A 25,141-nucleotide genomic window follows, 5' to 3' on the forward strand; every position below is an offset into this window, starting at 1 on the left:
GCGGTTGGCCAGACTTGAGGCGGTGAAATCGTTACGAAGAGCCGCCTTGCACGTGAGCTCCAGCCCTGCTGTAACGCGGCGCGGATGCATCGCGATATACCTTGCTCGGCACCATGCCGTACTGGCTAAATAGAGTTCTCATCTTCTTCGCCACCATACGCTGTGAGAAGGTTACGGAGAGTCGCACGCATACTTCGAAGGCTTCCGAACTGATCTACGGGGCCGCCGCCATATTCTGCGTGACTCGACCGGAAGGATTGCGAAATAACGTGAAGCACGGGGCCAGGGCTAAGGGGAGGCGTACGTGGCGGGGGTAAGGCTGGAGGACCTGACGCCCGGCACCGTTGTGGGCGGAGTGACGAACGGCAACGTCACCGTGGTAGCGGCCAAGTGGTACGGCAACAACGCCGTCATGTTCACTTACCGTGCTGAGGACGGCAGCGTCGCTGACCAGCTCCTCTATCGCGACTCGGAGGCCCACCTCACCATCTGGACTGCATCGGCGGCCTACAGCTTCAACGGCGATGGCATGCTTTTCAAGCTGGCCGCCGAGGCCCTCCGCATCCGCATGGCCGCCCGCTTCGACCCCATGCTCGCGGTCACGACCAGTGACCTGGAGCCACTGCCGCACCAGATCCAGGCCGTCTACGGCGAGCTCCTTGACCGCAGCCCGCTGCGCTTTGTCCTGGCCGACGACCCAGGCGCGGGCAAGACCATCATGGCCGGCCTCTACATCAAAGAGCTCATGCTCCGCAGTGACCTGGAGCGCTGCCTGATCGTCGCCCCAGGCGGCCTCGTCGACCAGTGGCAGGAAGAGCTCCTCGACAAGTTTGGCCTCCGTTTCGACGTGCTCACCCGTGACCTGATCAACGCGCAGCTCGACCAGACCGCCTTCGAGAAATACCCGCTCCTCATCGCACGGATGGACCAGCTCTCCCGCTCCGAGGAGCTCCAGGACCAGCTCAAGCAGTCCGACTATGACCTGGTCGTGGTCGACGAGGCCCATCGCATGTCCGCCAGTTACTTCGGCGATGAACTGAAGAAGACCAAGCGCTACCAGCTCGGGGAGATCCTCGGCAAGCACACCCGGCACTTGCTGTTGATGACCGCGACCCCGCACGCAGGCAGCGAGGCCAACTTCCAGCTTTTTATGGGCCTGCTCGACTCCGACCGGTTCGAGGGCAAGTACCGCGAGGGTGTCAGCTCCACCGACACCGACGGTCTCATGCGGCGCATGGTCAAGGAAGACCTGCTCACCTTCGAGGGCAAGCCGCTCTTCCCCGAGCGACGCGCATACACTGTCCCCTACTTGCTCTCTGACGCCGAGCGCGAGCTGTACGAGGTCGTGACCGAGTACGTCCGCGATCAAATGGGCAAGGCGCAAGCCATGGCAGATGGCAAACGCGGCAACACCGTCGGCTTCGCCCTCACAGTCCTCCAGCGGCGCCTGGCCTCCAGCCCGGAGGCGATCCTCCAGTCGCTCATCCGCCGTCATAAGCGTCTGCAACTCCTGCGCCAGGAGATGCTCACCGGCCGCAGTCCGATGGAGGCCACGCTCCGAGACCGGCTTGCCGCGATGCTCGGCAAAGACCCGTCCGAATACGACGCAACCCTGGATGACCTGCCCAGTGTAGAACTCGAAGAGCTGGAGAACGACGTCGTCGACGCCGCGACTGCCGCGCAGACCCTCGCCGAACTCGACAAGGAAATTCTGATCCTCGCCGATCTCGTCGAGATCGCCCGTCGGGTACGGCACAGCGGCACCGACAAGAAGTGGATCGAGCTCCGTGAACTGCTGCTCAGCCATCCCATGGTCCGCGACGCTGACGGCAGCCCGCGCAAGCTGATCATCTTCACGGAGCACAAGGACACCCTGCAGTACCTTCGTGATCGGATCAGCGGTCTTCTCGGCAGCGAAGAGGCGGTCGTCACCATCCACGGCGGTGTCTCCCGCGACAATCGCCGGAAGATTAAGGAGCTGTTCACCCAGGACAAGGACTGCCGCATCCTGATCGCCACTGATGCGGCTGGCGAAGGTCTCAACCTTCAGCGCGCCAACCTCATGGTGAACTACGACCTTCCGTGGAACCCCAACCGGATCGAGCAGCGTTTCGGCCGCATCCACCGTATCGGCCAGACTGAGGTCTGCCATCTGTGGAATCTGGTCGCCGAGGACACGCGCGAGGGCGCGGTGTTCATGCGCCTCCTGGGCAAGATCGAGGAACAGCGGAAGGCTTACAAGGGCAAGGTCTTCGACGTCCTCGGTGAGGCGTTCCAGGACCGGCCCCTCCGCGCACTACTCATGGAGGCTATCCAGTACGGCGACCAGCCCGAGGTACGCAACCGGCTCAACGAAGTCATCGACTCCTCGGTCGGCGACGGTCTGGAAAAATTGCTGGTCGAGCGGGCCCTGGCGCACCAAAAGCTTGCTGAGGCCGACGTCGCCGAATGGCGGCTGCGCATGGAGGAGGCCAAGGCCCGCCGCCTCCAACCGCACTACATCAAGGCATTCTTCCTTACTGCCTTCAAGCTGCTCGGGGGCCGGATCGCCGAACGTGAGCCAGGCCGGTACGAGATCACCCACGTTCCGGCCGACGTCCGCCACTACGAGCACCTCATCAAGATTGGTGCGCCGGTGGTTCACCGCTATGAGCGGGTCACCTTCGACAGGTCCCTTGCCCGTCAGGCCGGCGCGCCCCAAGCAGCGCTGCTCGCCCCGGGGCACCCTTTGCTCGACGCGGTAGTCTCGCTGATCGTCGATCGGTACGGCTCGCAGCTCAAGCAGGGCGTTACCCTTGTCAACCGACGCGACGTAGGTGAGGAGCCACGGTTGCTCGTCGCAGTCGCTCAGGAGATCGCCGACGGGCATGAAAGGCCGCGGATCATCAGCAAACGCTTCGACTTCGTCGAGATCGGCCGTTTCGAAGCCCGCATGGCCGGAGCAGCCCCCTATCTCGACTACGCGTCGGCGACCGAGGAGGAATGCACCCTGGTCCAGCCCATCCTGGGAGAGTCCTGGCTGGCCAGTGGTGTCGAGGACATCGCCATCGGCTGGGCTGTGCAAAACGGCCTGAGCGCACACATCGCCGACCTGCAAGGGCGCGTCACCCGTGAGGCCGAGCGAACCCGGCGCTTGGTACGGCAGCGCCTCCTTCAGGAAATCAATTACTGGGACTCGCGCCATGCAGACCTCCTCGACGCAGAGCAGTCCGGCAAGTCTGTCAAGATGAAATCCGAGTTCGCCGACCGCCAGGCCCGGAACCTGGAACAGCGGATGGAACGGCGCATGGTCGAACTCGACCGCGACGCCCGCCTCCAAGTTCGACCGCCTCGGGTCGGCGGAGCCGCTCTGGTGATCCCTCAGGGACTGCTCGACCGGTTGGCCGGGCTCCGCAACCAGCCGCCGGAGGCGTACGCGCGGGAGACCGAGACCGTGGAACGCCGCGCGGTCGACCGGGTGCTGCAAGAGGAGCGGAAGCTCGGCCGGATCCCGGAGGAGATGGCCCATAATAATCCCGGGTACGACATCCGGTCGCGTACCGTGGATGACCACTGGGTGTTCATTGAGGTCAAGGGCCGGGTCGCCGGAGCAGACGGCTTCCACGTCACCCGGACCGAGGTCCTTACCGGCAAGAATTCAGGGCAGAATTTCCGGCTGGCGCTGGTAAGCGTCCATCCGGACGGGCCTGAAAACGACGATGTCCGATATGTCGTTGACCCCTTCAAGAACGTAGATTTCGGGAAGTTCGACGCCACCGAGCTCGGTGGTGACTGGAAGAAGACGTGGAAGCGAGGAGGAGCCCCGATATGAGCCAGGGAATCAACAGTAGATACCGGCGCAAGCTGATTGATGTGACGCTGCCTCTGACCCAGATCAGCTATGCGAGCATCGCGTACAAGGAGCGCAAGGTCGGCACCCTAAAGAACCTGCACAAGTGGTTCGCCCCGATGCCGACGCCCGCACTGCGTGCACTGATTTTTGCGTCTCTTGTTGATGATCCAGGGCCGGGCAAGGAACGTGATGACCTGATCGAGTTCATCAAGGAACTGGTACCGACCGATGGGACTGCCCCTCCAGATGACGTGCTGCGCAAAGCACAGGGCCTGATCACAGCATCGAACCCAGAGTTGCCGACTGTCATCGATCCGTTCGCCGGTGGCGGCTCAACTATTGTGGAGGCGCTCCGGCTTGGACTTCCAGCGGTGAGTTCCGACTTGAATCCAGTCGCAGCACTTGTGACCCGTGTCCTGGGCGAACTCTTGCCCCCCATATCTCTTAGGGCCGCTGTTTCCACAAGCAACAACGCTGCTCGGATGCGCGACCTTCCTTATGACGGAGTCGCTGACGATCTCCGCCATTATGGAGCCATTGCGCAGGAGAAAGTCAAGGAGCGGATCGGCCACTACTATCCCGTTCCTTCCGGCGGTGAGCCTGTGGCTTGGCTCTGGGCCAGAACCGCGCCCTGCACGAACCCCATGTGTGCAATCCGCGTTCCATTGTTCGGATCGCCGTGGTTGAGCAAGCAAAAGGGCAGAGAAGCGACAATCGAACCGATTGTTGACGGAGATGAGGTCCAGTTCATCGTCCATCAGGGCAAGAACGGGCCAGCCAAGGCAACCAAAAGCAGCGGGCGCGCTCAGTTTGTCTGCCCGAAGTGCTCTACTCCACTGGGAGAGAAAGAACTCCGGGCCATGGGTATGGCAGGGGAACTCGGACTGCAGCTCATGGCATACTGCATGGATACGAGATCAGGTCGGACTTTCATCAGCCCATCCAAAGAGCTTCAGCAGGTTGTGGAAGTTGAGGTTCCGGACGACCTCGATGAGCTTGAACTTGTCGGAAACACGAAGAATGTCCGCCACCAGCTGTATGGTATGGGTCGGCACATTGATCTCTACACGCCTCGGCAGTTGGCCGTACTCGCAGCGTTCGCTGATGAGATTGCCGAGATCTACGGTCAGATCGTTGAGGACGGTGCCAGCCGAGAGCAAGCACGTACCATAACTACTTTGCTTGGTATATGTGTTAGCAAAATGGCCCAGGGAAACTCCAGTCTGGTTCGATGGCGTACGCGTCTCGGTCCTTCTAAGCCTGAACCCGGATTCGGCACACAGGCGATGCCGTTTCTCTGGGACTTTGCGGAGGCTTACCCCTTCGGGGAGTCCGTTGGCAGCTGGTCTGCACAGCTCACCTCGGTCATCGGAGTACTAAAATCACTTCCGTTCGGTGTGGAGCCGGGCCGGGTTGTCCAGATTGATGCACGTCGTGCGGGCGACCTCGTCGAGCCCGGTACGGCGCTCATTGTGACCGATCCGCCATACTTTGGTCAGATAAATTATGCGGATCTCAGCGACTACTTCTACCTGTGGCTCCGTCGGGCCTTGAACGGCGTTCACAGCGATCTATTTGGAACGATCGCAACCCCAAAAAGCGCGGAGCTCGTGGCGAATCCATTCCGCCATGGCGGTAGCAAGGAGGCCGCGCAACAGTACTTCATTGAGGGATTCACCGAAGTCTTCACCTCTCTCCAGAAGGCATCGCGGGCAGACTTGCCCATTGTTGTCGCATACGCGGCCAAGCAGGATGACGAAGAGGGGCGAGGTGCGGTGTCTTCAGCGTGGGTTTCCATGTTGCAGGCGGTGCTGGCCTCCGGACTCGGTGTGGTGGGAACGATGCCTATCGAGTCCACGATGAGCACCCGTCAGGTCAGCCAAGGGACCAATGCGCTTGCCTCCTATATCATCCTGATCTGTCGACCGCGACAGGCCACGGAAATCGCCGACAAGTCGGCCTTTCTCTTCCAGCTCCAAGAGAAGCTCCCCGAGGCGATCGAGGCACTCCGTAAAGGTGGCGTCTCGCCGCTGGACATGGGGCAAGCAGCGATCGGCCCTGGCATGCGGATCTTCTCGGACTACAAGGAGGTTCTACAGCCCGAGGGACGGTCGATGACCGTGCGCGAGGCACTGATTGAGATCGACAAAGCCGCCACCGCGATCATCGATGGCGAGGAGGCCGAGTTCGATGCGCCTACGAGATTCGCGCTGAAGTGGTTCCGCCAGTTCGCGTTCGACCGCGGCGCGTATGGGGATGCCGACGTTGTGCTCCGCCAGACCGGCACCGCAATCCGCGACCTCGTCGAGGCGGGAATCGTCAGCAACACCCCCCGGTCCACGGTCTGCCTGCTCGACTTCGACGACCTGCCAGCGAACTACGATCCAGTCAAGGACGATCGGATCTCACACTGGGAGGTCGCGATGCACCTGGCCAAGCGCTTCAATGAGCAGGGTATTGACGGCGCGGCCCGCCTGGTTGCCGGGGTACGAAGCCGTACGGACACCGCGATCAGCCTCGACCGGGTTAATCGGCTCGTCCATCGGCTCTTCAAGATTTCCGACCGGAAGTACCAGAAGACAGCCGCGATGTTCAACGAGCTCGGCACCGCTTGGCCGGACATTATGACGGCTGCCCAAAATGTCACACCAGAGCGTTACGTTACGCCTGAGATCGATAATCTCTTCTCCTCCTTCGATGAGGAGGCCGACGACGATGAGTGACGAGTGACGACTGACCGGGTGGATGAACATGAATGGCGAGGGGTTAGGCAAGAAAGACATGGCGCTGTCGCATGCCCAGCGGGTGGGCAAGGGGTTCGAGATCCTCGCTGAGGAGTTGGAGCCGGTCGTTAACCGGCTCATGCAGGATGCCGCGCCCCCAGGAAAGGACTGGCTCGACCTGATCGCCGCCAATGAAGCCAGCAAACACGGCGGCGGGATGAAACTGTCCAAGCACGATCCGCAGCTCCAGCTGAAGGTCATTACAGACTATCGGAAAGTCTTCCACGATCTGATCGGCCACTCCGGCCAGCGCTACGCAAGCGAGCTGCGTGACGCCCGCAATGCGTGGGCGCACAACGAAAAGATCACCTACGACGACACCTACCGGATCCTGGACACAATGGAGCGGCTGCTCCGCTCCGTTGGCGCGGCGACCGCCGCTGACCAGGTCCGCGAGCAGCGCGATGAGCACCGCACCCAGATCGACAACAAGCGGGCGCTCGACCGCGCCCGCAAGAGCGCGTCCGCGTCCATCACCGTCTCAGCAGACAAGCTGGGTAGTTGGCGCGACGTCATGATCCCGCATGAGGACGTCCGCACCGGAAAATACGCCCAGGCGGAGTTTGCCGCCGACCTCTATCACGTAGCGAACGGCAAGGCGAAGAGCCCCGAGTACGCCGACCCAATCCAGTTCTTCCAGCGCACCTACCTCACAGACGGTCTTAAGGAGCTGCTGTCCAACACCGCCCGCCGGATCGCCGGCGACGGCAACGCGGAGCCGGTCTTTAATCTGCAGACGAACTTCGGCGGCGGCAAGACCCACTCGATGCTCGCGGTCTGGCACCTCTACGCACCCGGCCACGAGGCGGCCGACTTCCCGCAGCCAGTCCAGGACATGCTGGACGACACCCAGATCGTCCCAGGCGTGCGCCGTGTCGCCATCGTCGGCAACCACATCGAGACGGCCAAGCCCTCCCACGAGGGAGGTCGCCCGGGAATTAACACGCTCTGGGGAGAGCTAGCCTGGCAGCTTGGTGGACGGGACGCCTTCGAAATCGTCGCTGAGTCCGACCAGCGGCGGGTTCCGTCGGGGGCATCGCTCCGTCAGCTGCTGGAAGCGTACGCGCCCTGCGTGGTCCTCATCGACGAGTGGGTGGCGTACGCCCGCCTGCTCCACGGTCGTGAGGACCTGCCAGGAGGCAACTTCGAGGGGCAGTTCACCTTCGCCCAGACCTTGACTGAGCTGGCCAAAGCCATCCCGGGTGTCATGCTCATTGTCTCCGTGCCCGCCTCTCATGACCCGAAAGACCGCAATGCCCGGGGCAACGAGGCCGAGGTAGGCGGTGTCCGTGGCCAGGAGGCCCTGGAGCGACTGCAGAATGTCGTCGGCCGACTTGGGAAGCACTGGAGGCCTGCCACTCCTGACGAGTCGTTCGAGATCGTCCGGCGACGCCTCTTCGAGGAGCCGACTGCCGCGGCGAAGAAGGAGCGCGACTATATCGCCAAGGCGTTGGTGAAGTTCTACCGCGAGCACGGAGCCGAGTTCCCGAACACGGTGCTCGACCCCAAGTACGAGGACGAGATCAAGGCGGCATACCCGATCCACCCTGAGCTGTTCCACCGGCTCTACGAAGACTGGTCGACGCTGGAGCGATTCCAGAAGACCCGCGGCGTCCTCCGCCTGATGAGCGCAGTGATCTACCGACTCTGGCAGGCCGAGGACCCGGCTCCGCTAATCATGCCGGGGTCGCTGCCGCTCGGCGACGAATGGGTGCTCGGCGAGGTTACCCACTACCTGTCCGACTCATGGAAGGCTGTCATCGAAGCGGACGTTGACGCCCCGAACTCCACCCCGGAGCGCGTCGACAAGAGCCGCGCCGTCTTCGCTCAGCGGCACATCACCCGCCGCCTGGCCCGGGCCGCGTTCCTGGCCTCCGCCGCCCGCACCGGCGCCCAGCAGAAGGGCGTCGAGCGGAAGCGGATCTGGCTCGGCACCGCCCTGCCCGGCGACATCGTAGGCAACTTCGCCTCGGCGATCCACCTGCTCAGCGAGCAGGCGCTCTACTTCTACGTGGACGGCAGCTCCTACTGGTTCGACACCCAGCAGTCGGTTAACCGGCTTGCCCGTGACCGTGCCGAGGAGTACCGCAGCCACCCCGAAGACGTATACGTGGAGATCGTCCGTCGGCTGAAAGAGCGCGACGCCGCGAGCAGGCACAAAGGGCTCTTCGGGAAGGTCTTCCCCGGCCTGGAACGGGGCGACATCCCCGAGACCAACGAGGTCGCTCTCTCCATCATTCACCCGCGCTATCACTTCTCTGCGCAGAACCAGGTCAGTCCGGCTCGAGACTTCGCCACTCAGGCGTTGGAGGCCCGTGGCGACACACCTCGGGTCAATCAGAACATGCTGGTTTTCGCTGCCGCGGACCGAGAGCTACTCGACTACCTGAAGGACGCCACCCGCGATTACCTCGCGTGGGATTCCATCGTCAACGACCGGGACCTGCCCCTCGTCCCTGACCAGGCGGCGATGGCGAAGAAGCGCCGCAAGACCGCCGACGATACCGTTTGGCTGCGACTCACCCAGGCGTACAACACGGTGATCTATCCGATCTGGGACGACAAGGCCGGCCGCATCGGCTTGCGCTCGGTCACACTCGATGACGAGGGCGATGTCATTCCCGCTCGGGTGGAAACCAAGCTGCGTAACCTCGACCAGCTTCGCGCGGTCCAGGGCGCCCGGCTGATCCGCCACGACCTGGAGAAGAAGCTCTCCAAGGTCTGGGAGAAGGGGCACATCTCCCTCGGAGACCTGTGGCAGTACTACTGCCGCTTCCCCTACCTCAGCCGCTTGCGCAATCGGAAGGTCCTCGAAGAGGGCATCTTCCGGGTCCTCGAAGAGCTCACCGGCGATGTCGAGGGCTTCGCAGTCGCCGCCAGGTACGACGAGGAGGACGACCGCTACATCGAGCTCGTCATCCCTGGCACCGGCGAATACTTCAGCCAACTAACCGACCGCAGCGTCCTGGTGGAACTCGGCCGAGCCAAGGCCCAGCGCGCCCGTGAGGAGCAGGAGCGCCAGCCCGCTCCGACGCCGGGCGGGGACGGAGCAGACCTCCCCGAGACGACGGGAGCCGACCCCTTCGAGCAGCCGACACCTGGCGGCTCCACGGGACCGGGCCCGAATCCCCCGGCACCACCTGCCGTACGGAACACCAGGTTCTGGGGTTCGCTCAAGGTCAACCCGGAGCGCTACTCCCGCGACCTCAACAGCCTAGCGAAGGACCTCCTCGCCCTGCTCACCGCCCCCGACGACGTAGAACTCGAGGTGGAGGTTCAGATCACCGCGCGACGCACCGAAGGCTTCTCCGACGACACCGTCATGAAGGTGCTCGAGAACCTCGGCCACCTCAAGGTCGAGGGCAAGTTCGAAGACCGTTGACCCGGTACGGCTGGCGCCCGCCCGTCGACAGCCGTATCCAGGGTTGATTTCATCCACATCGCTCCTCACAGACCAGGAACGAGGCAACACCCCCATGCCCGTGGAGAAAACCGAGCGCTCCGTCAAGATGCTGATCGACCAGATCTCCGCCGGGGAGATCAAGCTCCCGGAGATCCAGCGCGGCTACGTCTGGCAGCCCACGCAGGTCGCGAAGCTGATCGACTCGCTCTACCGCGAGTATCCGTCGGGCTCCCTGCTGCTGTGGAAGACGGGCGAGACGCCGCTGACGCGCGAAGCGGCAATCGGGGCCACCCCGCAGGAATCGACGATGCCTCCGCTCTATCTCCTGGACGGCCAGCAGCGGCTCACCTCGCTTCACCGGATCTTCAACAACCACGAAGACGCCCAGATCGTCTTCGATATTGAAACCGAGACGTTCCAGAACCAGAGCAGCTCGACCAAGAACGACTCTCGCTGGATCAAGGTCTACGACGTGCTCCGTGACGACGCCGACCTGTTCGAGATGCAAGGAAACCTGCTTGAGGCCGGCGTCCAGGCAACGTCCAAGGAGATCGGGCGGCGGCTGAGCAAGCTGGCGGCAATCAAGAATCGCATCTACTACATGGAGCTGCTCGTCGGATTCGGCTACGAGGAGATCGCGCAGATTTTCGTCCGCGTCAATAGCGGCCGGGCGCTCAAGACTACCGACCTGACGCTCGCCATGCTCTCTGCCCGCTGGCCGGGCATCTTGCAGAAACTTGAGGACGAGGCGGCGTACTGGACGCAGCGCCACTACCCGGACCTCGACGTCACATTCCTCACCCGTGCCCTGGCTGGGGCCGTTCTCGGCCGTGGGCTCTCCACATGGTCACACGGCCGCTTGGTCGCCGCGACCGACGATGCACTGAACACCGGGTGGAAGACGGTCCAGCGTGGCCTGCGACATCTGGTGCCGCTGCTCAAGGAGAACCTGAAGATCACCAGTAGCGCGCTCATCCCGTCCCACATGGCACTGCTACCGCTGGTCATCTTCCTGGGCGAACGGCCGGACGCGCCGCTCGACACGGAGACCCGCGACGGCATCCTCTACTGGTTCCTCCTGGCCAACTTGCGCAACCGCTACAGCAGTTCGACCGACACCATGCTCGGCCGCGACATCCCAACGGTGCGCGAGCCGGAGCCGATCAGAAAGCTGCTCGCAAACCTTGGGATCATTGGCACTCGGATCGAGATCACCCCACAGGACCTGACTGGTAAGACGCGGGAGAGCGCCTATTTCCCGTTGAGCTACCTCGTGGCCAAGAAGGCAGGCGCTCTGGACTGGTGGTTCGGCACCGAGATCTCAGCGATCGCTGAAGACCATATCAAGCTGGAGCACCACCACATCCACCCCCAGGCCACGTTGAAGAGCCACCCGCAGAGGTACAGCAAGGCGGAGATCAACGACCTCGCCAACCTGGCTTTCATCTCCGGCAAGGCCAACCGGAAGATCAGCGACCGTTCGCCGAGCGTCTACTTCGTCGACGACGGGCCGCCCCTGACCAAGGAGGAACTGGCCGCCCACCTTGTCCCGTACGACGAGCCGCTCCGCGACGCCGCCAGCTACCGCGAGTTCCTGACCGAACGCCGCCGTCTCCTCGCTACGGCTATGACCGAACTCCTCGACAGCTTCCGGCCATCTTGGCTCTACCAGGCCGCCGCGCCGGTCGAGGTACAACCGGGCTCCACTCTGGAGTTCATTCTCTACCAGAGTCGCTGGGACGTCAGCAAGATCGTGGCGACCGCCAGAGTCAACGACGTGACATGGACCGGCTCCTTCAGCTTCGACAACCTGGTGGCCGCGATCGATGCCGCGAGCAATAGCCTCGACAGCGACCTCGAAATCGCGGGCCAGACCGCTCCGGTCCACGTGGAGGGCGACACCGTGGAGATCGCTGTCGGTCCTTACCTTGTGTCGGGCACCATCGAGGCCTGGCGCGACATGATGGCCCACGAACAGGACCAGGCTCTGCCGCTCTCCCAGCTTCCTGACCTGGAAGAGACCCCCTGGATCGGTGAACTCATCGCCTTCCCCGTCAGCAGCGTCGAGTAGTCGGCATCGAGAAGCTCCGTCGCTGACTCATATATCAGACGAAACCATGGGCGCCAGACAGCTGCATGACTTCCGGATGCGCTTCCGTGTTGGGAACACGTCCCAGGTGACGGGCGTCGACGTCAACTCGCAGATCCGCATGGATTCCGCAGGTCAGGTCACACTTTAAGGGACCCAGAGTACCAGCTCTGTGTCAGCCTAACTGCATCCACTCCTCGATTAGCCTGTATCACACCACTTGTCCCCTTCTTGATCAGCAAGCGGTTGTGTACGGTGGATAGTGTTCGCAAGTAACGGAGTAGACCCAAGCGGCGATGCTCATATTGAAAGATCGCAGCTACAGGCACTAGTCCGTTCCTAGGAGGCCAGGGGTGGAACGGCACAACGCTGGAGAGATGTCAAGCTTCGATGAAGTCCTCTGGCGTCGGGCGCAGCAGGGCGAAGGCGGCAGCTTGGCAAGCCTCTTTGGCCCGCGATCGCCAATGCCTGAAGCGCAGCTCACAGTTTCTACCATTGTGACTGAAAATGGCGACACAGATCTTGTTGAAGCGATCAGAAGAAGTGTCGCTAGTGAACAATTGACGTTTGGCGAAGCCAAGCTTGTTCGCGTTCGCGGCGAGACATTCGATTTTGTGCTTGCAATATGGCCAACCGAGCACCCCGGTATTGTCTTCTTGGCAGCAACTGTTCCATTCACGAGTCGCGAATGGAAACGAGTCGATCGCTGGATATCGTTGGTGCGCCCTGGAGTATCGCCATTCTTTCTCAACGATGACGACATCGCAGAAGTCGGGCAAGGGCTTGAGCGCTTCGCCTCTGTAGAGGTCGAAAGATTTACAGCTCGGGATGTCCTAGACTACTCCTCCTATTCTCGTGGATGGCCAAAGCGCGCTGGAGAAGACAGGCCCTCGTTCTCGGAAACTATCAATCATTGTTCACAAATCGGTGCGTCAGTCAGGTCGCTTACTCTGCTGATTAATCAAAAACTTCGCATTCACCTGCGCCGCCAGGCTGGCGCGACGTATTACAATGGCGATTTTCATCTTTTCGAAGCCAGAATACTCCGACCCCTAGCCGAAGCCGCTGAGAGACGCAGGCGACTCCTGTCAGGGAGGGCCCGCACAACCTCGGATCCTGCCCGGCCATTGAATATCAAGCTGTCGGCGGGAAGGACTACCCATCCTCTCACATCTGCCGAGATGATCAAGGAGCTATCTAAGGATAGCTCGCTAGGCGTTGCAGTCCTACATGCTAATCCCTACGTACACATCGTGGTCACGGATTACAGAGATGGTTCGAATTTCGATGTCTTTGTAACTCAATCGGATGCAATCGAAATTCATCCTGGGTGGCGCGCAAGCTTGGCCGCGCTTACTCGGCTGACGGATCAACTAGCTGATATTTTCATGGGTATACAGATCAGTGATGCTCCGGAAGCAGCAGAAGTCAGCATAGATGATCTTGTTGGTTCTCACTAAGCGGAATGTCGTCGCATGGCAGCAGCAGATGAGCGGGCGCTTGAGGATGCCTTAAAGAAATACAGCGTATATGACCGCCACGTAGACGTGGTGTCTGCCTTCGAGTGGCTGTATACAAGCCCCGAAGTTAAGGATGTGCCACAGACAGTTAAGCATTTTGAGCGTTTCCCTCGCATAAGTGTGTCTAGACAGAGGACCCTCACTCCTGATTTCACCATATTATTCAATGATGGTGGCGGTTTGGTGTGCGAAATCGCTGAGATTGCCCTGCATGAGAATAGTGTAAATAAACTGTGCAAGCAGTTAGGTGCCTATGATTCCCTCACGAAGCTCCCAGCGGGTTCGAGCGGACTTGCCGATGTTACGCATGTAGATGTCTTGCTCTTCGTGTCTATGAGGGTGGGGCCGGCGGCAGTTGATCGCATCATAATTGAGCGCTTTCAGTGTGAAGATCACACTTATTCGCCCACCGTAGCCCCAGTTATCGTTCAGTATGCTCGGGATGACGGCGTGTATTCCTTCCAAAGGATCCACCATGCTGATAATGGTGTCCTGCGGGAGAGCGAGCGTGATCCGCAAATCCAGCCGAGACTGGACAGAGGCTTAAACATACCAGCTACGCGGTTCGTAGGTATCAAGGCGGCGAGGGCGTTCATCAATGATGCAGTTGATTCCCTTTATCTTGCTACGCACCTTTGGACCAAGACTTGGCCGAGTGTCTATGGACGAGCCGATAATCGGGTCATTGATGTGAGCATACATGACACGGTAAGTATCTTGCGAGAGCAGTATGGTGCCGTTAGGGCGCGAGATGTCAGAGCGGCATTTGATTTGCTGAATAATGCCTCGCTCGCCCGTCATGAGCAAGAATCTGACCAATGGAAGGTGGCATGGGGCAGAATCGCCAAAACTGGCGATGGTGACATACACAAGCAGATAGCAAGGCGGGCTTATGCCACTCGTCGCCCTGCTTTGCCGCGGCAATTGCAACAAGTGATTCAGCAGCGCAGGCCGGAATCACAGCCCACGCTTTTCTAGCTAGGCCAGCTATACCATATGGTAATTATAGGGACGAAGGCGGTCTGTTCAGGCCAGCCCTGCGTGTGATGCTACTACGTTTTATTTAAGGATTCGAATCATCGGCTGTCCCAAGGTAATCGCCGTTAGCAACCAGGAGCGGGATCACGGCTCAGCGGTAGGCCGGACTCAACCTCTCGTGCGTCTTTATAGGGGGCGCCCGCGTTGAGAGGATCCGCATATATGAGCTCGCCCCTCGGCAGTCTGTCCCAGTGTTGTCCTTGGGGATCCGTGATCCGCAGCGCATAATTTCCATACACAGGGTCGAAGAGCTCATCGGCCCATTCAGGAGCCACCAATATCCGGCCGTATCGACTGGTGGTGCACGGTGGCTGCGCCCCGAGAGGCACCCAGTCCTCATGCCCCCTTCCAGGAGCTGCTCCTCTTCGCCACTCGACGATCATCGGCTCCGTGCTGGTGTTCTGGATAACAAGCACTTCTTTCGGCTCTGATTCGAACCACCATGTCACCTTTGCGGCGAAGGCAGCCCGCTGCTGAGCAAGACGTTCATCACGATCTGCCGTCTGAATTGTGAGGGCCAATGTGGAGACGGCGAGAGCTGCCAGTGCAGCAAAGCCTGCCAGGACGGTTCCGATCATGGTCCAGCGAGAAACGGCGCGCCCACTTGGAGCTGGCTCTCTCGTTGGCGTTGGTGATCCATTTGGTGGATGCGTCACCGTTTGGCCCTCGCGCTGGGAAATTAGGCAGCGGCTTGCTTGAACGACGATGATCAGAAAGGCTGTGCGCAAGAGACGTGCCACAGTCGGAGCGTAGACGAACACGCGATTCGCCAAGCCAGATTGGCGCAAAAGGCGTGTACCGTACTCGGGAGTGTGCCAGCACAGGGACGGACTGGTGCTCCGTGAGGTGGTGGCACGCCTCGACAGGTGCAGGGACATGCGTGGGATGATCTTTCGAGTGCTGCAGGCGACACGAAGCATCTGCGCAGGTCAGAGCATATAATCCAGCCGTACAGCTACCACTCTCCTAAAGCGGGTGCCGCAGGTTCGAATCCTGCCGGGGGCACTCACCTAGATCGGCATTTCAGGCCCCTGACCTGCGGTTTCACAGCCGCAGGTCTTTTGTTTTGTGTCCTTGGTAGGCAGCAGGCGGTGCCCGCATGCAACCGTAAGACCATGATCAGGGGATATACACGGGATGATCTTGATGACGTTTCCCCAGGTCGGGCCATATTTTAGGCGGTCACGTTCGCCGGTACCCGCTTCCGGCCGCGCAGCATGGGGCGAACACAGCCAGCCTGATCGTGCCAAATACGTGCGCAACTTCCGCTTGAAGTCCACCCTCACCGGCCCAGTACGCGGGCCACTCCGGCGACAACTGTGGTCGCCAGCACCCAGCCAGCCGCGACCAGCCCGTAAGAGAGCCACTGCGTCGCTCCAACTGGGTTGAACACCGACTGCTGGCCCAGATCAACAATGGGAAGCAGCAGACCAAGCGCATAGATCACGGTGTTAAAGTGCGGCGATCCGCCCAGCTTCAGCGGAGACGGAGGTGCCACCGAGTAGACGACACCACCGATGGCCAACAGGACAACGAGCCATGTTGCTGCCCGCCACGGCTTGTAACCGAAGCCGACCGTGACGTCCTGCAGGAGGCCCCGCCCCTGACCGAGCAGCGCACTGCTGACGGCCGTTCCTTGGCGTACAGGACTGCACGGGCCTCGTGCTGGCCCTCGGCAACGCAGGAAGCGGCGAGCTACTCATACGGCTGCGGGTGGAATTCCTCGCCCGACAACCAGCGCACACGCTCACGCGCGGAACACCGCGGCTCCAGCACCGTGTATGTCAGCCCGTTAACACGCAGCGGACAGGGCAAGCGCCCAGGATCGTCTCGCAGCAAGCCCGCACGGGCGCGTTCAAGGATGGCGGCTCCGTCGACATCGCGCCCAGGCAGCAGGGCAAGCTCGGCGGTGAGACTTATCCGGCCAACGGCCACGGTCACGCCCGAAGCATCAAAGGAGCCAACGAACGCGCGGTCGAGCGTCAGGCAAGACCAGGAGGAGCAGACGCTTCTTAGCGATCACTAGGAGTTCGTCCGGCCAAGGAGAGTGAGCACGCTGACGAGGGCGGCGCCGCCGGCACCCAGACCGACGATGAGGGACGCGGGCCAGGACGCCTTGTCAGCGAGCATCAGGCCAGTCATGACGACGGTGGCCATTGCGGCGCACAGCAGGGCGAGCGCGATGCGTTCCGCGGGCGTGGGAGGGTTCGCCGACGCAGGATCCGAAGACTTGGCAGCGGTCGCGTCGGGCTTGGCCACGCTGCCACAACTGTTGGGCTCGTGCTGGTGAAGCGGGCACACGGGGTGATGATCGACGTTAGGGTTTGCCTTCACAATGTCCCTTCCACGCGCTTGGCCCTGCTCTGAAGGAGAAGGGCTTGAGTTATGGATGTCTAGGCGATTCGCGTCGCGTTCCCCTCGCCTTCAGACGGCACAAAAAACTTTGGGGAGACCCGAGGGGAGATCTTGCGCGGCCCCATAGAGCTACGCAGTAGACCACCACCTGTCCCGGGCCGTGCGTGCCTTCCCTCGGCCCCCAACCCCCGAGGGGAGCGGGTACGTCGATGGCGCATCTCGAACAGCCCGGCCCACGTCCGAGCACGCTCGTGACTAAGTCGGTCAAACCAGGGGGCATCGACGAGGATGCCAGCAGCGACGACGATCCAATATCGGAGCAAGAAACCTCGGATCTGATCGCCGCTGCCATCATCGAGGCCGAACATGAGCTGGCGCCCCCCGAGCTTCAGGAGAGCGCCGAGGCGCGTCGGTCACGCCTTGAAGAAGATCACCGGATCATGATGTTGCTGCAGCAGGATCTGGCCCAGGGTCGCGTTGATCGCTTCGACAAGATGTGTGGGCGCCTGTTGGGTTCCAGTCTGCCCATCTTGATTGGCTGGTTCCGGGCTGAAAAGATCTTCGCCAAGGTCAACGAGATGCGCGCACGGACGAACAAGGGCAGGGCGAAGAGAGGATTGCCTCCCATCCCCCCGCTTGAGCGCGCCAGGTCCGACTGGCGGCGATGGAGCCAAGACGATGTTGACCAGCTGGCCTTCGAAGTCGCTGAGGAAGGCATCGAGCGCTTTCGCCACACAGTGCGCCACGGCGATTGGAATCCTGAGGGCGGAGCGGCGCTGACAACCTACTTCATCGGTGGGTGTCTGATCGCCTTTGAGAAGGTCTACCGCAGGTGGTGCAAAGCTAAGGTGCTGGACCGGGTAGCCCTACATGCCGGATTGACCGACGATCTTGATAATTTGCCAAGTTTGCGCCCCGCTCGCGTCCGAAGTCCAGAAGATCAGGTGGTTCTGGTCGACCAGGCTCGGCGCATGGTGAGCAAGATCAAGGACCCCCAGCTGCGTGAAGTCCTGTGGTTCCGCAGCCAGGGCTACAACCAGGCTGAGGCAGCCGAACGTTGCGGCCTAAGCGAGAAGGCTGCTGAAGGGCGCTTAGGACGCGCCCGCAAAAATCTTGGCAAGGAGAACCCTGCTCCAAAAGCCCAAGTGGACCCTGACGGTGCGGAGAGGTGACTGCCATGAGTAACGAAGAACGTCGCGACGCTGTGCACTCGCCGTGCATACAACCCGCCGACCCACCGCCACTGGCACCGACGATGGAGATCGACGACGACTTCGACCAGATGCTCGAGCGTTCGTCACTGGGAAGTCCGGTGGCCAAGCACATTCGCGCGGGCCTGCCTGAACACTTGACGCGTCGCATCCAGAAGCGCGACAGATCCGCGGGGATGTCTGCGCAACCGTCCTTCGAGCTCGACGACCTCGTGCTGATGTTGGTGCGGATGTGCCAGTCCACGCCTACGGCCGCACTCAGGCTTCGGCCGCGGAACCCCGGCGGCTGCAACGTCGGCACCCAACGCACCCCACAGACAGCGATGCGGCATCTGCCATCCCCTCCGCCTTGTCCCCACGCTGCGTCTCTCCATGCGCTTACGACGTCCCCATCACCTGGTCACGTACTTCCGCTGCCAGCCTCGCTGCAGTTGCCGAGACAGCTCATCCATAATGTGGTGGCCCTACCTGGAGGGGCTGCCTGCATCCTGCAGTATCTGATTGACGAGGGCGTCATCGCTGACGTGGCCGACCATGTGGCTCAAGCCATCGTCTCGGCCGCACTCTTGCGAGTTGGCCACGCTCCACCGGCCCTGCTACGTGCCTGCGCTACGGTATTGGACCGAGAGCTCTCCTGGCCAAAGAGCATGAATTTGCCGCAAGATGGCTTTGACGAGTATTCCCGAGATCTTATGGCTCGGTCACTAGGGTTGGTCGAAGCACCTGCGTCAGCCTCCGATCTGCAGGAACATGCGACGCCAGAATGGCAACAGTCCCGGCCGGGGCGTCTATATGCCGTCGAGGAACCCGGGAGCATAGTCACAAGCTCCGCGTCAGGCGAAGCTGTACCTACGATTAAGCCGACGCAGGTGAGCGCCGGCGAACTTGACACAGCAAACAATCGGCGTGCCCAGAATCTGCGGTTGCTCATTCCGTGGGCGGGAATCGCGGCTGAAACCCCAGCCTCGGCGCTGGCAGCGATGGATCGGCCGCAATCGGAACGAGCCATACCGCACAGGACCATCGAGGTGTTGACGGGATGTATACCTCCACTCGTCTACGGCCATATAGGAAGCGGCAAAACTCGCGCCTTTCTGAACACGATTCTGGCTAGTTCGTTAGATGTTGGCCACGGCAACCGTTTCCGCACAGTGGTTCTACTGCTCGATGAGAATGTCTCAACGCGCCTGACTGACCTCACCGATTCACTGTGCGCAAACATCCTACTCAATCGGTACAGGCAGACTAGCCCAGCAGGCCTGGATACTTCCACGAGGAATTCGCCAGACGTTTCCCCCGCCAATCCCCCATCGCCGACTCGGCGCACCTTCGACAGGCTCACAGATAACGTGCCGCACGCCTTGCCCAGAGAACTGGCGAGACTATTCACCCCCACGACAACTGCCGTCCGAGTCGTGATCCACAGCCAGGGTGGCGACACAATCAAGCCTTCGGACGTCGGCGCACTCGCGGCCTTGCACTTTGTCGATCCCAGCGGAGGTTGGGACGCCTATAAGAACTACTGGGACACTTGCAATTCCCCCTTCGCCTTGACCCTGCTTTCCTGGCCCGAAGGTGCGCCAGCCTCCATATCTTGGGACCCCAGTGGCGCCCGAACACAGCCTGCGGCAAGGACGTGGGCAAAACCGAGAGAACGCACAACGGCGCATGTCCTACAGCGTCACCTTCTCTTCACCTCTAAGCTCAGTGATCTCTTTCGATATGCCATCAGTGGAAGCAGCGAGTGCCTACGCACAAAGGCGCTAGACCCACATGAATCTGCAGCCTGTGTGCGTGCACTCATTCCACGAATGCGCTGGTCAAAATGGCCGCTAAACCTCGCCGGAGGTCTGCAGCTTGAAGCGACCACTACGCCAACTGTCCCCACTTGGCATGTAACAGCGCCAGTTCTCCACCTCCCAGGCTTCAGCAATGAGCGCCTTGAGCATGAACTGGATTCTCATCACGGGACTACCACTTTGTGGCTCCTGGGCCCGCATTTCTACCGTGACCCCTGGACGATAGAGGACGCGGAAGAGCTCTCTAGCCGCGCCCAGCCCTCATCTCCTCTCTTCCAGGTGGCGAACGCGAATGTTTGAGGTGGCTACGGGCTCCGGCTGAGCTATACGACTATTCCATAGACTGAGCCTTTTCCAACCTGATGATGTGGGTCAGTAGGGGTAGGTGCAGGCGAACATGATCTAGTCCCCCAACGGCAGCCTCGTTGCGGCCTTACCCAGTTGCCGCTGCCACATCACACCGTGGTTCGGGTGGCTGCGTTGATCCAAGCTCCGCGCCCTGATCCCGTCCGCCGAAAGGGCGCGGGTCGGTCTTCTGCGGCCTCTCTGACATCGTCACCGTTGGTCGCTGGCTTCCGTTCGGACGATGGGCAGATCTCTACATGCCGTCAGGAACTTCTCGAGATACCAGCCCAGATCGACGAACTCCGGCATGTGCGCGATGGTGCGGTAATCCAGCAGAGGGATCAGGGAGACCGACGTCCTTTCCTCGTGGAAGAGCACGTTTGCGAAGGTCTCCTCGTCGGGCAGCCTGGTGGTTATGCCTACCGCCTCTCCAGCCTCAAAGGAGGTGCGCATGTCGCGCTTCGCCTCGGCCAGGTCGTCCAGCGGCAGGATCTTCCAGTCGTAGTCGGTCATGTACCAGATGGCGTCTTCTTCGCGGCGCAACTCCCAGCCCATGCGGGCGAGCCGATCGAGGACCTCCATGAAATCGATGTTGTGGTGGAACTCCAAGTCGATGGCGACGTCGCGGCTCATATCTCCTCGTGCCAGATCGATGGAACGGGGGCGCTCCCGACGAGCGACCTCGCGGCGGATCGCTGATCTTCCACACGGATGGCGCAGGTCAGTAGCGGTAGACGCTGGGGCAGGTCGGCGTTGAGGCCCCTCCAACCCGATCGTGTAGGTCGTCACGGGTTCGTGCAGGAGCAGGTTGGCATGACAAGAGGCTCCCGGTAAGACAGCAGTCGACGAAGATCCGATGCCCCAACCGGGAGCCTCGTTGCTGTCTTACCGTGCCTCGATTCCCCTGTCCAACCACACCCTGACCCGTCTGGCCGAACTTATCCGCAGGCAGCGGGCTGAACGCCGTTGCCGATGGCGGCGGTTACCCGGCTCAGCAAGCGCTCCTGGTCCTGGCGCACCTCCGTAACGGCGGCACCTACGCACGTCTGGCTGCCGGCTTCGCTATCGGCACCACCACGGCTTGGCGCTACATCCGCGAAAGCGTCGACCTGCTGGCCGCCCTGTCCGACGACGTTTACGCCGCCGTTGAGCGCGCATCCAGGCTGGCCTACATCATCCTGGACGGCACCCTCATTCCTATCGACCGCCTTGCCGAGGAGCAACCGTACTACAGCGGCAAACACAAACAACATGGGATGAACGTGCAAGTGCTGGCAGATCCCGTGGGTCGTCTGGTGTGGGCCTCACCTGCGCTGCCGGGCGCCGTCCATGACCTGACCGCCGCTCGGACGGTCGGTCTGATCGATGCCCTGACTGGCGTCGGCGTCAAGACCTTCGCGGACAAGGGCTATCAAGGAGCGGGCGGAACAATCCGCGCGCCGTTCAAGCGCCATCGCCATCGTCCCCTGTTATCGCGCGGACAGCTGGACGTCAACTGCGCCCACGCCCGTATCCGAGCCATCGGGGCTCTTCGAACTTGATCGGGGTTGAGGCTTGACTGCCGCCCCCGCTCGCGTGGCTGGGGGTGAGATCGCCTCTTGAGGAAGCTCGCGGCTCCCGTCGATCATTTCTGTTGTCTACGCAGAAGATCACAACAGAAGAGCCGCGAGCATGGTCAACGATACGACGCGATTGCTGGGCCTGGATGGCCTGGCCGTCGTCGAGGTGATCGAAAGAGATGAACACACTGGTGAGGGGCCTATCGTCTGGTTGGCGACGATGGACGAGCGGGCGCGGGTGTGCCCCGGTTGCGGGGTGACGGCCACCCGGATGAAGGAGTGGGTGACCACTCGGCCGCGGGATCTGCCGGTGGCCGGCCGCCGCTGTCTGCTGTTGTGGCGTAAGAGGCGCTGGATCTGTTCGGCCGCCTGTCCGCGCAAGACATTCACCGAGCAGGTGCCGCAGATCCCGGCACGGGCGCGGCTGACCGAGCGGTTACGCCAGGCCAGCGGTGCGGCGGTGGCCGATGGCGGCCGCACGATCGTGCAGTCGGCACGGGATCACGGTGTGTCCTGGCCGGTGGCCTCGGCGGCGTTCACCGCCCATGCCGGCCGGGTGCTGCCGGCCAAGCCGCAGGCGGTCACCGTGCTGGGGATCGACGAGACACGCCGTGGCCGTCCCCGCTGGGTCTATGACGAGAGCGCGCAGGCGTGGAAGGCGGTGGTGGACAGGTGGCATGTCGGGTTCGTGGACCTGTCGCACGGTCAGGGCCTGCTCGGCCAGGTCGAAGGCCGGACCACGGAGGCGGTCATCGGTTGGCTGCAGGCGCGTGGCCAGGAGTGGAAGTAGCAGGTGAGGTTCGTGGCGATCGACATGTGCACGATCTTCAAGGCGGCCATCCGGGCCGCGCTGCCGCATGCCGTGCTGGTCGTCGACCATTTCCACGTGGTGCAGCTGGCCAACACCGCTGTCACCGAGGTCCGGCGCCGCCTGACCGTGCAGGTCCGCGGCCGGCGTGGCCGCAAGGGCAACCGGGAATGGGAACTCCGCAACCGGCTGACGCGCTCGGCCGCCCGGATGCACAGCTCGCAACTCGATCCGATGATCGACGACCTGATGGCCCTGCCCCAACGGCTCGGAGCGCCGATCCTGGCCGCGTGGAACGCCAAGGAAGATCTGCTGGACGTGCTGGCACTGGCGCGTACGCACCCCGACCGAACGGTGATCGCCGACCGGCTGTTCCGCTTCTACGACCGGTGCGCCTCCTCCGGCCTGCCCGAACTCGAACGACTGGCGAGCACCATCGAGACCTGGTGGCCGCAGATCCTCGCCTTCATCCGGACCGGCATCACCAACGCCGGATCCGAGGGGACCAACCGCGTGATCAAGACCGTCGCTCGTGACGCGTACGGTTTCCGCAATCCCGAATCACAACGACTCCGTACGCGCTGTGCCACCACGCGAAAGAGCCGTGGCTGCCTCAACCCCGCTTAACTTCGAAGAGCCGCCATCGGCGAACGTTCCGTCGCGACTTTGAAGTCCTGGAAGGTGCTGACCAAGCTGCGCTGTTGCCCCCATCGTGCGACTGCGCTCGTGCGCGCGATCCTTGTCCTGCAACTCGTCGAAGAGGGCCGCTACCAGGATGGAAAGGGCTCACTCTTCTAGCGCCACACCCGCCCGGCCGGCGTTTTGATGAGGGACGACCGGCGCAGGCAAGCGACGTCGAACGATCGGAGTCCACCTCGACTCGGCGATCGCGCCGTTCGGCTCAGCCCGGAGCCAGCCGCCGGTGATGCGGATCCGGTAGAAGATGCCGACATTCCGATGCTCGGTACCGGCACGGGCTACGGCGGCGGGGATCACCCTGGAGTCCACGCCCAGCAGGCGTTCGACCACAGCGTCGAACGGATCCTCCCGTGCTCGACCCCGCCGCCTGGAAGAGTCCAGTCAGAATCGCCCGCGTCGAATCGCTATCGGTAGATTCGGGTTGAGATGCTGGCACCCGCCTTCACAACGCAACCGGGAATAATCGCAGGTGAGGACTAACTACATCGTCGGTCTCGCGGCGCTGCCGGGTGGGGCTGCAGCGGATCCCCGTACCAGGCGCATAGCCTGGTGTCTGATTCGTTATGGAAGGTAACGTGCGTTCGCGATTTGCTTGAGAAGCTCAATAAATCGAGGCTCTAGGGTTGCTTTCTCATTCGGTTCGGACAGTCTTTGCATCGCTCTTTCTGCCCAGTATGGACTCTTGCCGTCGAGTGCCATATAGATCGCGCTCTGGAGCGGTAGCGACAATACTAGGCTATCTATTTCTATCCGCAGCCGGAGGCGGTTGCAAGCGTTCTCTATTTTTTCCTTCAGATCGTGCATGCTGATTTCTAGCAGAGTTAGCCATGTAATGGATAGATCTTTCTCTGACGACGCCACAGTCCTGGCAGGCCTCCCGATTGCCCAGAAGCCTCGAGAGGTCACTCCGATCCATATCTCTGATTCGCTGATCCACTCGAGCGGTGCCCACGTGACCCATTTACCACTGGTGTCTGGCGAGTCGACCCCGAGCTTGCTCGGACTCTTGGATACCAGTTCGCGAAGTGGCGGCTGATGTCTTTCCAGGCTACAAGTCGCCTCTCGTTTGAGTGCGACCTTAAATCTCGTCAATTGGTCCAGTCGACAAAGGGGCGTAGTTGCGCAATGGGAGACGACAGACGACGCAGCCCTTGAGCAAAATCTCCGGCAAGCCCGGTCAGCATCTTCTCAATGTCTGCATAATTGTGAATTTCGAGAGGCGGGTCAGGATGCCAGTGCATCCTTGAAATGCATGTGACTTCGACAAGATCAGCGCACCGCTGAAATCGCAACATTCTTTCGATGCCTTGCGAATAAAGATCAACCTCTCCCGCTCCCGTACTTTGAAGGCTTTGAAGAAGGCTCGGAAGGCCTTCAATAAGAGTCGACATATCATATTCTACATCCATATTCCAGTTTTCGCTCCCGAAGCCTCCCATGTAAAATTGATAGCCAGCGGCCCCCAGTTGCTGACTGCCCGTCATTACAAGATATTCATAGTCTTCAAGATCTTCGAGTGGTACTCGAACATCTATTGGCAGGCTTATGCGGTCTGGTGGAATCAGACGAAAGCTAAGCATTGTGCTCCATCTCCGCAGTTGATGGGCCTGCGTGCCGTGGCGGCCCTGGGCATGCACGGCAAAGTATATACCCAGGGTCGCCGTCGGCGTGCTATTCATCCCAATCGGATCCTACACGAG

General features: G+C 61.5%; 14 protein-coding genes and 1 pseudogene. 10 read left to right on the top strand and 5 right to left on the bottom strand.

Annotation, left to right across the window (positions count from 1 at the left end):
- Positions 1–304 precede the first annotated feature (304 nt).
- From FAF44_RS20620 to FAF44_RS20645, 6 genes are all read left to right on the top strand, one after another.
- Positions 305–3,811 (top strand): helicase-related protein, encoded by a 3,507-nt coding sequence (locus FAF44_RS20620; RefSeq protein ID WP_237104848.1) that lies wholly within the window; start codon positions 305–307, stop codon positions 3,809–3,811.
- Complete coding sequence (locus FAF44_RS20625) at positions 3,808–6,555, top strand: DUF1156 domain-containing protein (RefSeq protein ID WP_237104849.1); 2,748 nt, start codon at positions 3,808–3,810, stop codon at positions 6,553–6,555. The genes FAF44_RS20620 and FAF44_RS20625 overlap by 4 nt, the downstream gene beginning before the upstream one ends.
- Before the next feature lie 28 nt (positions 6,556–6,583).
- A complete protein-coding gene (locus FAF44_RS20630; RefSeq protein ID WP_237104850.1) occupies positions 6,584–9,997 on the top strand; it encodes a Swt1 family HEPN domain-containing protein in 3,414 nt (1,137 codons plus the stop codon).
- Between the two features lie 100 nt (positions 9,998–10,097).
- Positions 10,098–12,089 (top strand): DUF262 domain-containing protein, encoded by a 1,992-nt coding sequence (locus tag FAF44_RS20635; protein ID WP_237104851.1) that lies wholly within the window; start codon positions 10,098–10,100, stop codon positions 12,087–12,089.
- Positions 12,090–12,460: 371 nt separating this feature from the next.
- On the top strand, positions 12,461–13,567 hold the full coding sequence (locus FAF44_RS20640; protein WP_237104852.1) for a hypothetical protein: 1,107 nt from the start codon (positions 12,461–12,463) through the stop codon (positions 13,565–13,567).
- A 15-nt stretch (positions 13,568–13,582) separates the two neighbouring features.
- Complete coding sequence (locus tag FAF44_RS20645) at positions 13,583–14,605, top strand: hypothetical protein (RefSeq protein WP_237104853.1); 1,023 nt, start codon at positions 13,583–13,585, stop codon at positions 14,603–14,605.
- A 1,342-nt stretch (positions 14,606–15,947) separates the two neighbouring features.
- Here FAF44_RS20645 and FAF44_RS20650 read toward each other — a convergent pair.
- Positions 15,948–16,112: a hypothetical protein gene (locus FAF44_RS20650; protein WP_237104854.1), complete on the bottom strand. Its 165-nt coding sequence runs from the start codon at positions 16,110–16,112 to the stop codon at positions 15,948–15,950.
- 575 nt (positions 16,113–16,687) lie between these two features.
- A complete protein-coding gene (locus FAF44_RS20655) occupies positions 16,688–16,924 on the bottom strand; it encodes a hypothetical protein (protein WP_237104855.1) in 237 nt (78 codons plus the stop codon).
- 305 nt (positions 16,925–17,229) lie between these two features.
- Between FAF44_RS20655 and FAF44_RS20660 the strand changes: the two genes are divergently transcribed.
- Positions 17,230–18,192, top strand: a complete 963-nt coding sequence (locus tag FAF44_RS20660; protein WP_237104856.1) for an RNA polymerase sigma factor — start codon at positions 17,230–17,232, stop codon at positions 18,190–18,192.
- A 2,393-nt stretch (positions 18,193–20,585) separates the two neighbouring features.
- Here FAF44_RS20660 and FAF44_RS20665 read toward each other — a convergent pair.
- Complete coding sequence (locus tag FAF44_RS20665; protein WP_237104857.1) at positions 20,586–21,008, bottom strand: hypothetical protein; 423 nt, start codon at positions 21,006–21,008, stop codon at positions 20,586–20,588.
- Between the two features lie 244 nt (positions 21,009–21,252).
- Here FAF44_RS20665 and FAF44_RS20670 point away from each other — a divergent pair.
- From FAF44_RS20670 to FAF44_RS20680, 3 genes and pseudogenes are all read left to right on the top strand, one after another.
- Positions 21,253–21,901 (top strand): annotated as a pseudogene (locus FAF44_RS20670) (transposase family protein); the annotation flags it as partial.
- A 145-nt stretch (positions 21,902–22,046) separates the two neighbouring features.
- Positions 22,047–22,724, top strand: coding sequence for a transposase family protein (locus FAF44_RS20675; RefSeq protein WP_237104858.1), 678 nt, complete (start codon positions 22,047–22,049; stop codon positions 22,722–22,724).
- Between the two features lie 12 nt (positions 22,725–22,736).
- Complete coding sequence (locus FAF44_RS20680; protein WP_237104859.1) at positions 22,737–23,369, top strand: transposase; 633 nt, start codon at positions 22,737–22,739, stop codon at positions 23,367–23,369.
- 159 nt (positions 23,370–23,528) lie between these two features.
- Here FAF44_RS20680 and FAF44_RS20685 read toward each other — a convergent pair whose 3' ends face one another.
- Together FAF44_RS20685 and FAF44_RS20690 are read right to left on the bottom strand one after the other, a co-directional pair.
- Entirely contained in the window at positions 23,529–23,771 is a 243-nt protein-coding gene (locus FAF44_RS20685) for a hypothetical protein (RefSeq protein ID WP_237104860.1), read from the bottom strand.
- Positions 23,772–24,529: 758 nt separating this feature from the next.
- Entirely contained in the window at positions 24,530–25,120 is a 591-nt protein-coding gene (locus tag FAF44_RS20690; protein WP_237104861.1) for a hypothetical protein, read from the bottom strand.
- Positions 25,121–25,141 lie beyond the last annotated feature (21 nt).

Source organism: Nonomuraea sp. MG754425 (assembly GCF_021699195.1).
Lineage (GTDB): Bacteria > Actinomycetota > Actinomycetes > Streptosporangiales > Streptosporangiaceae > Nonomuraea.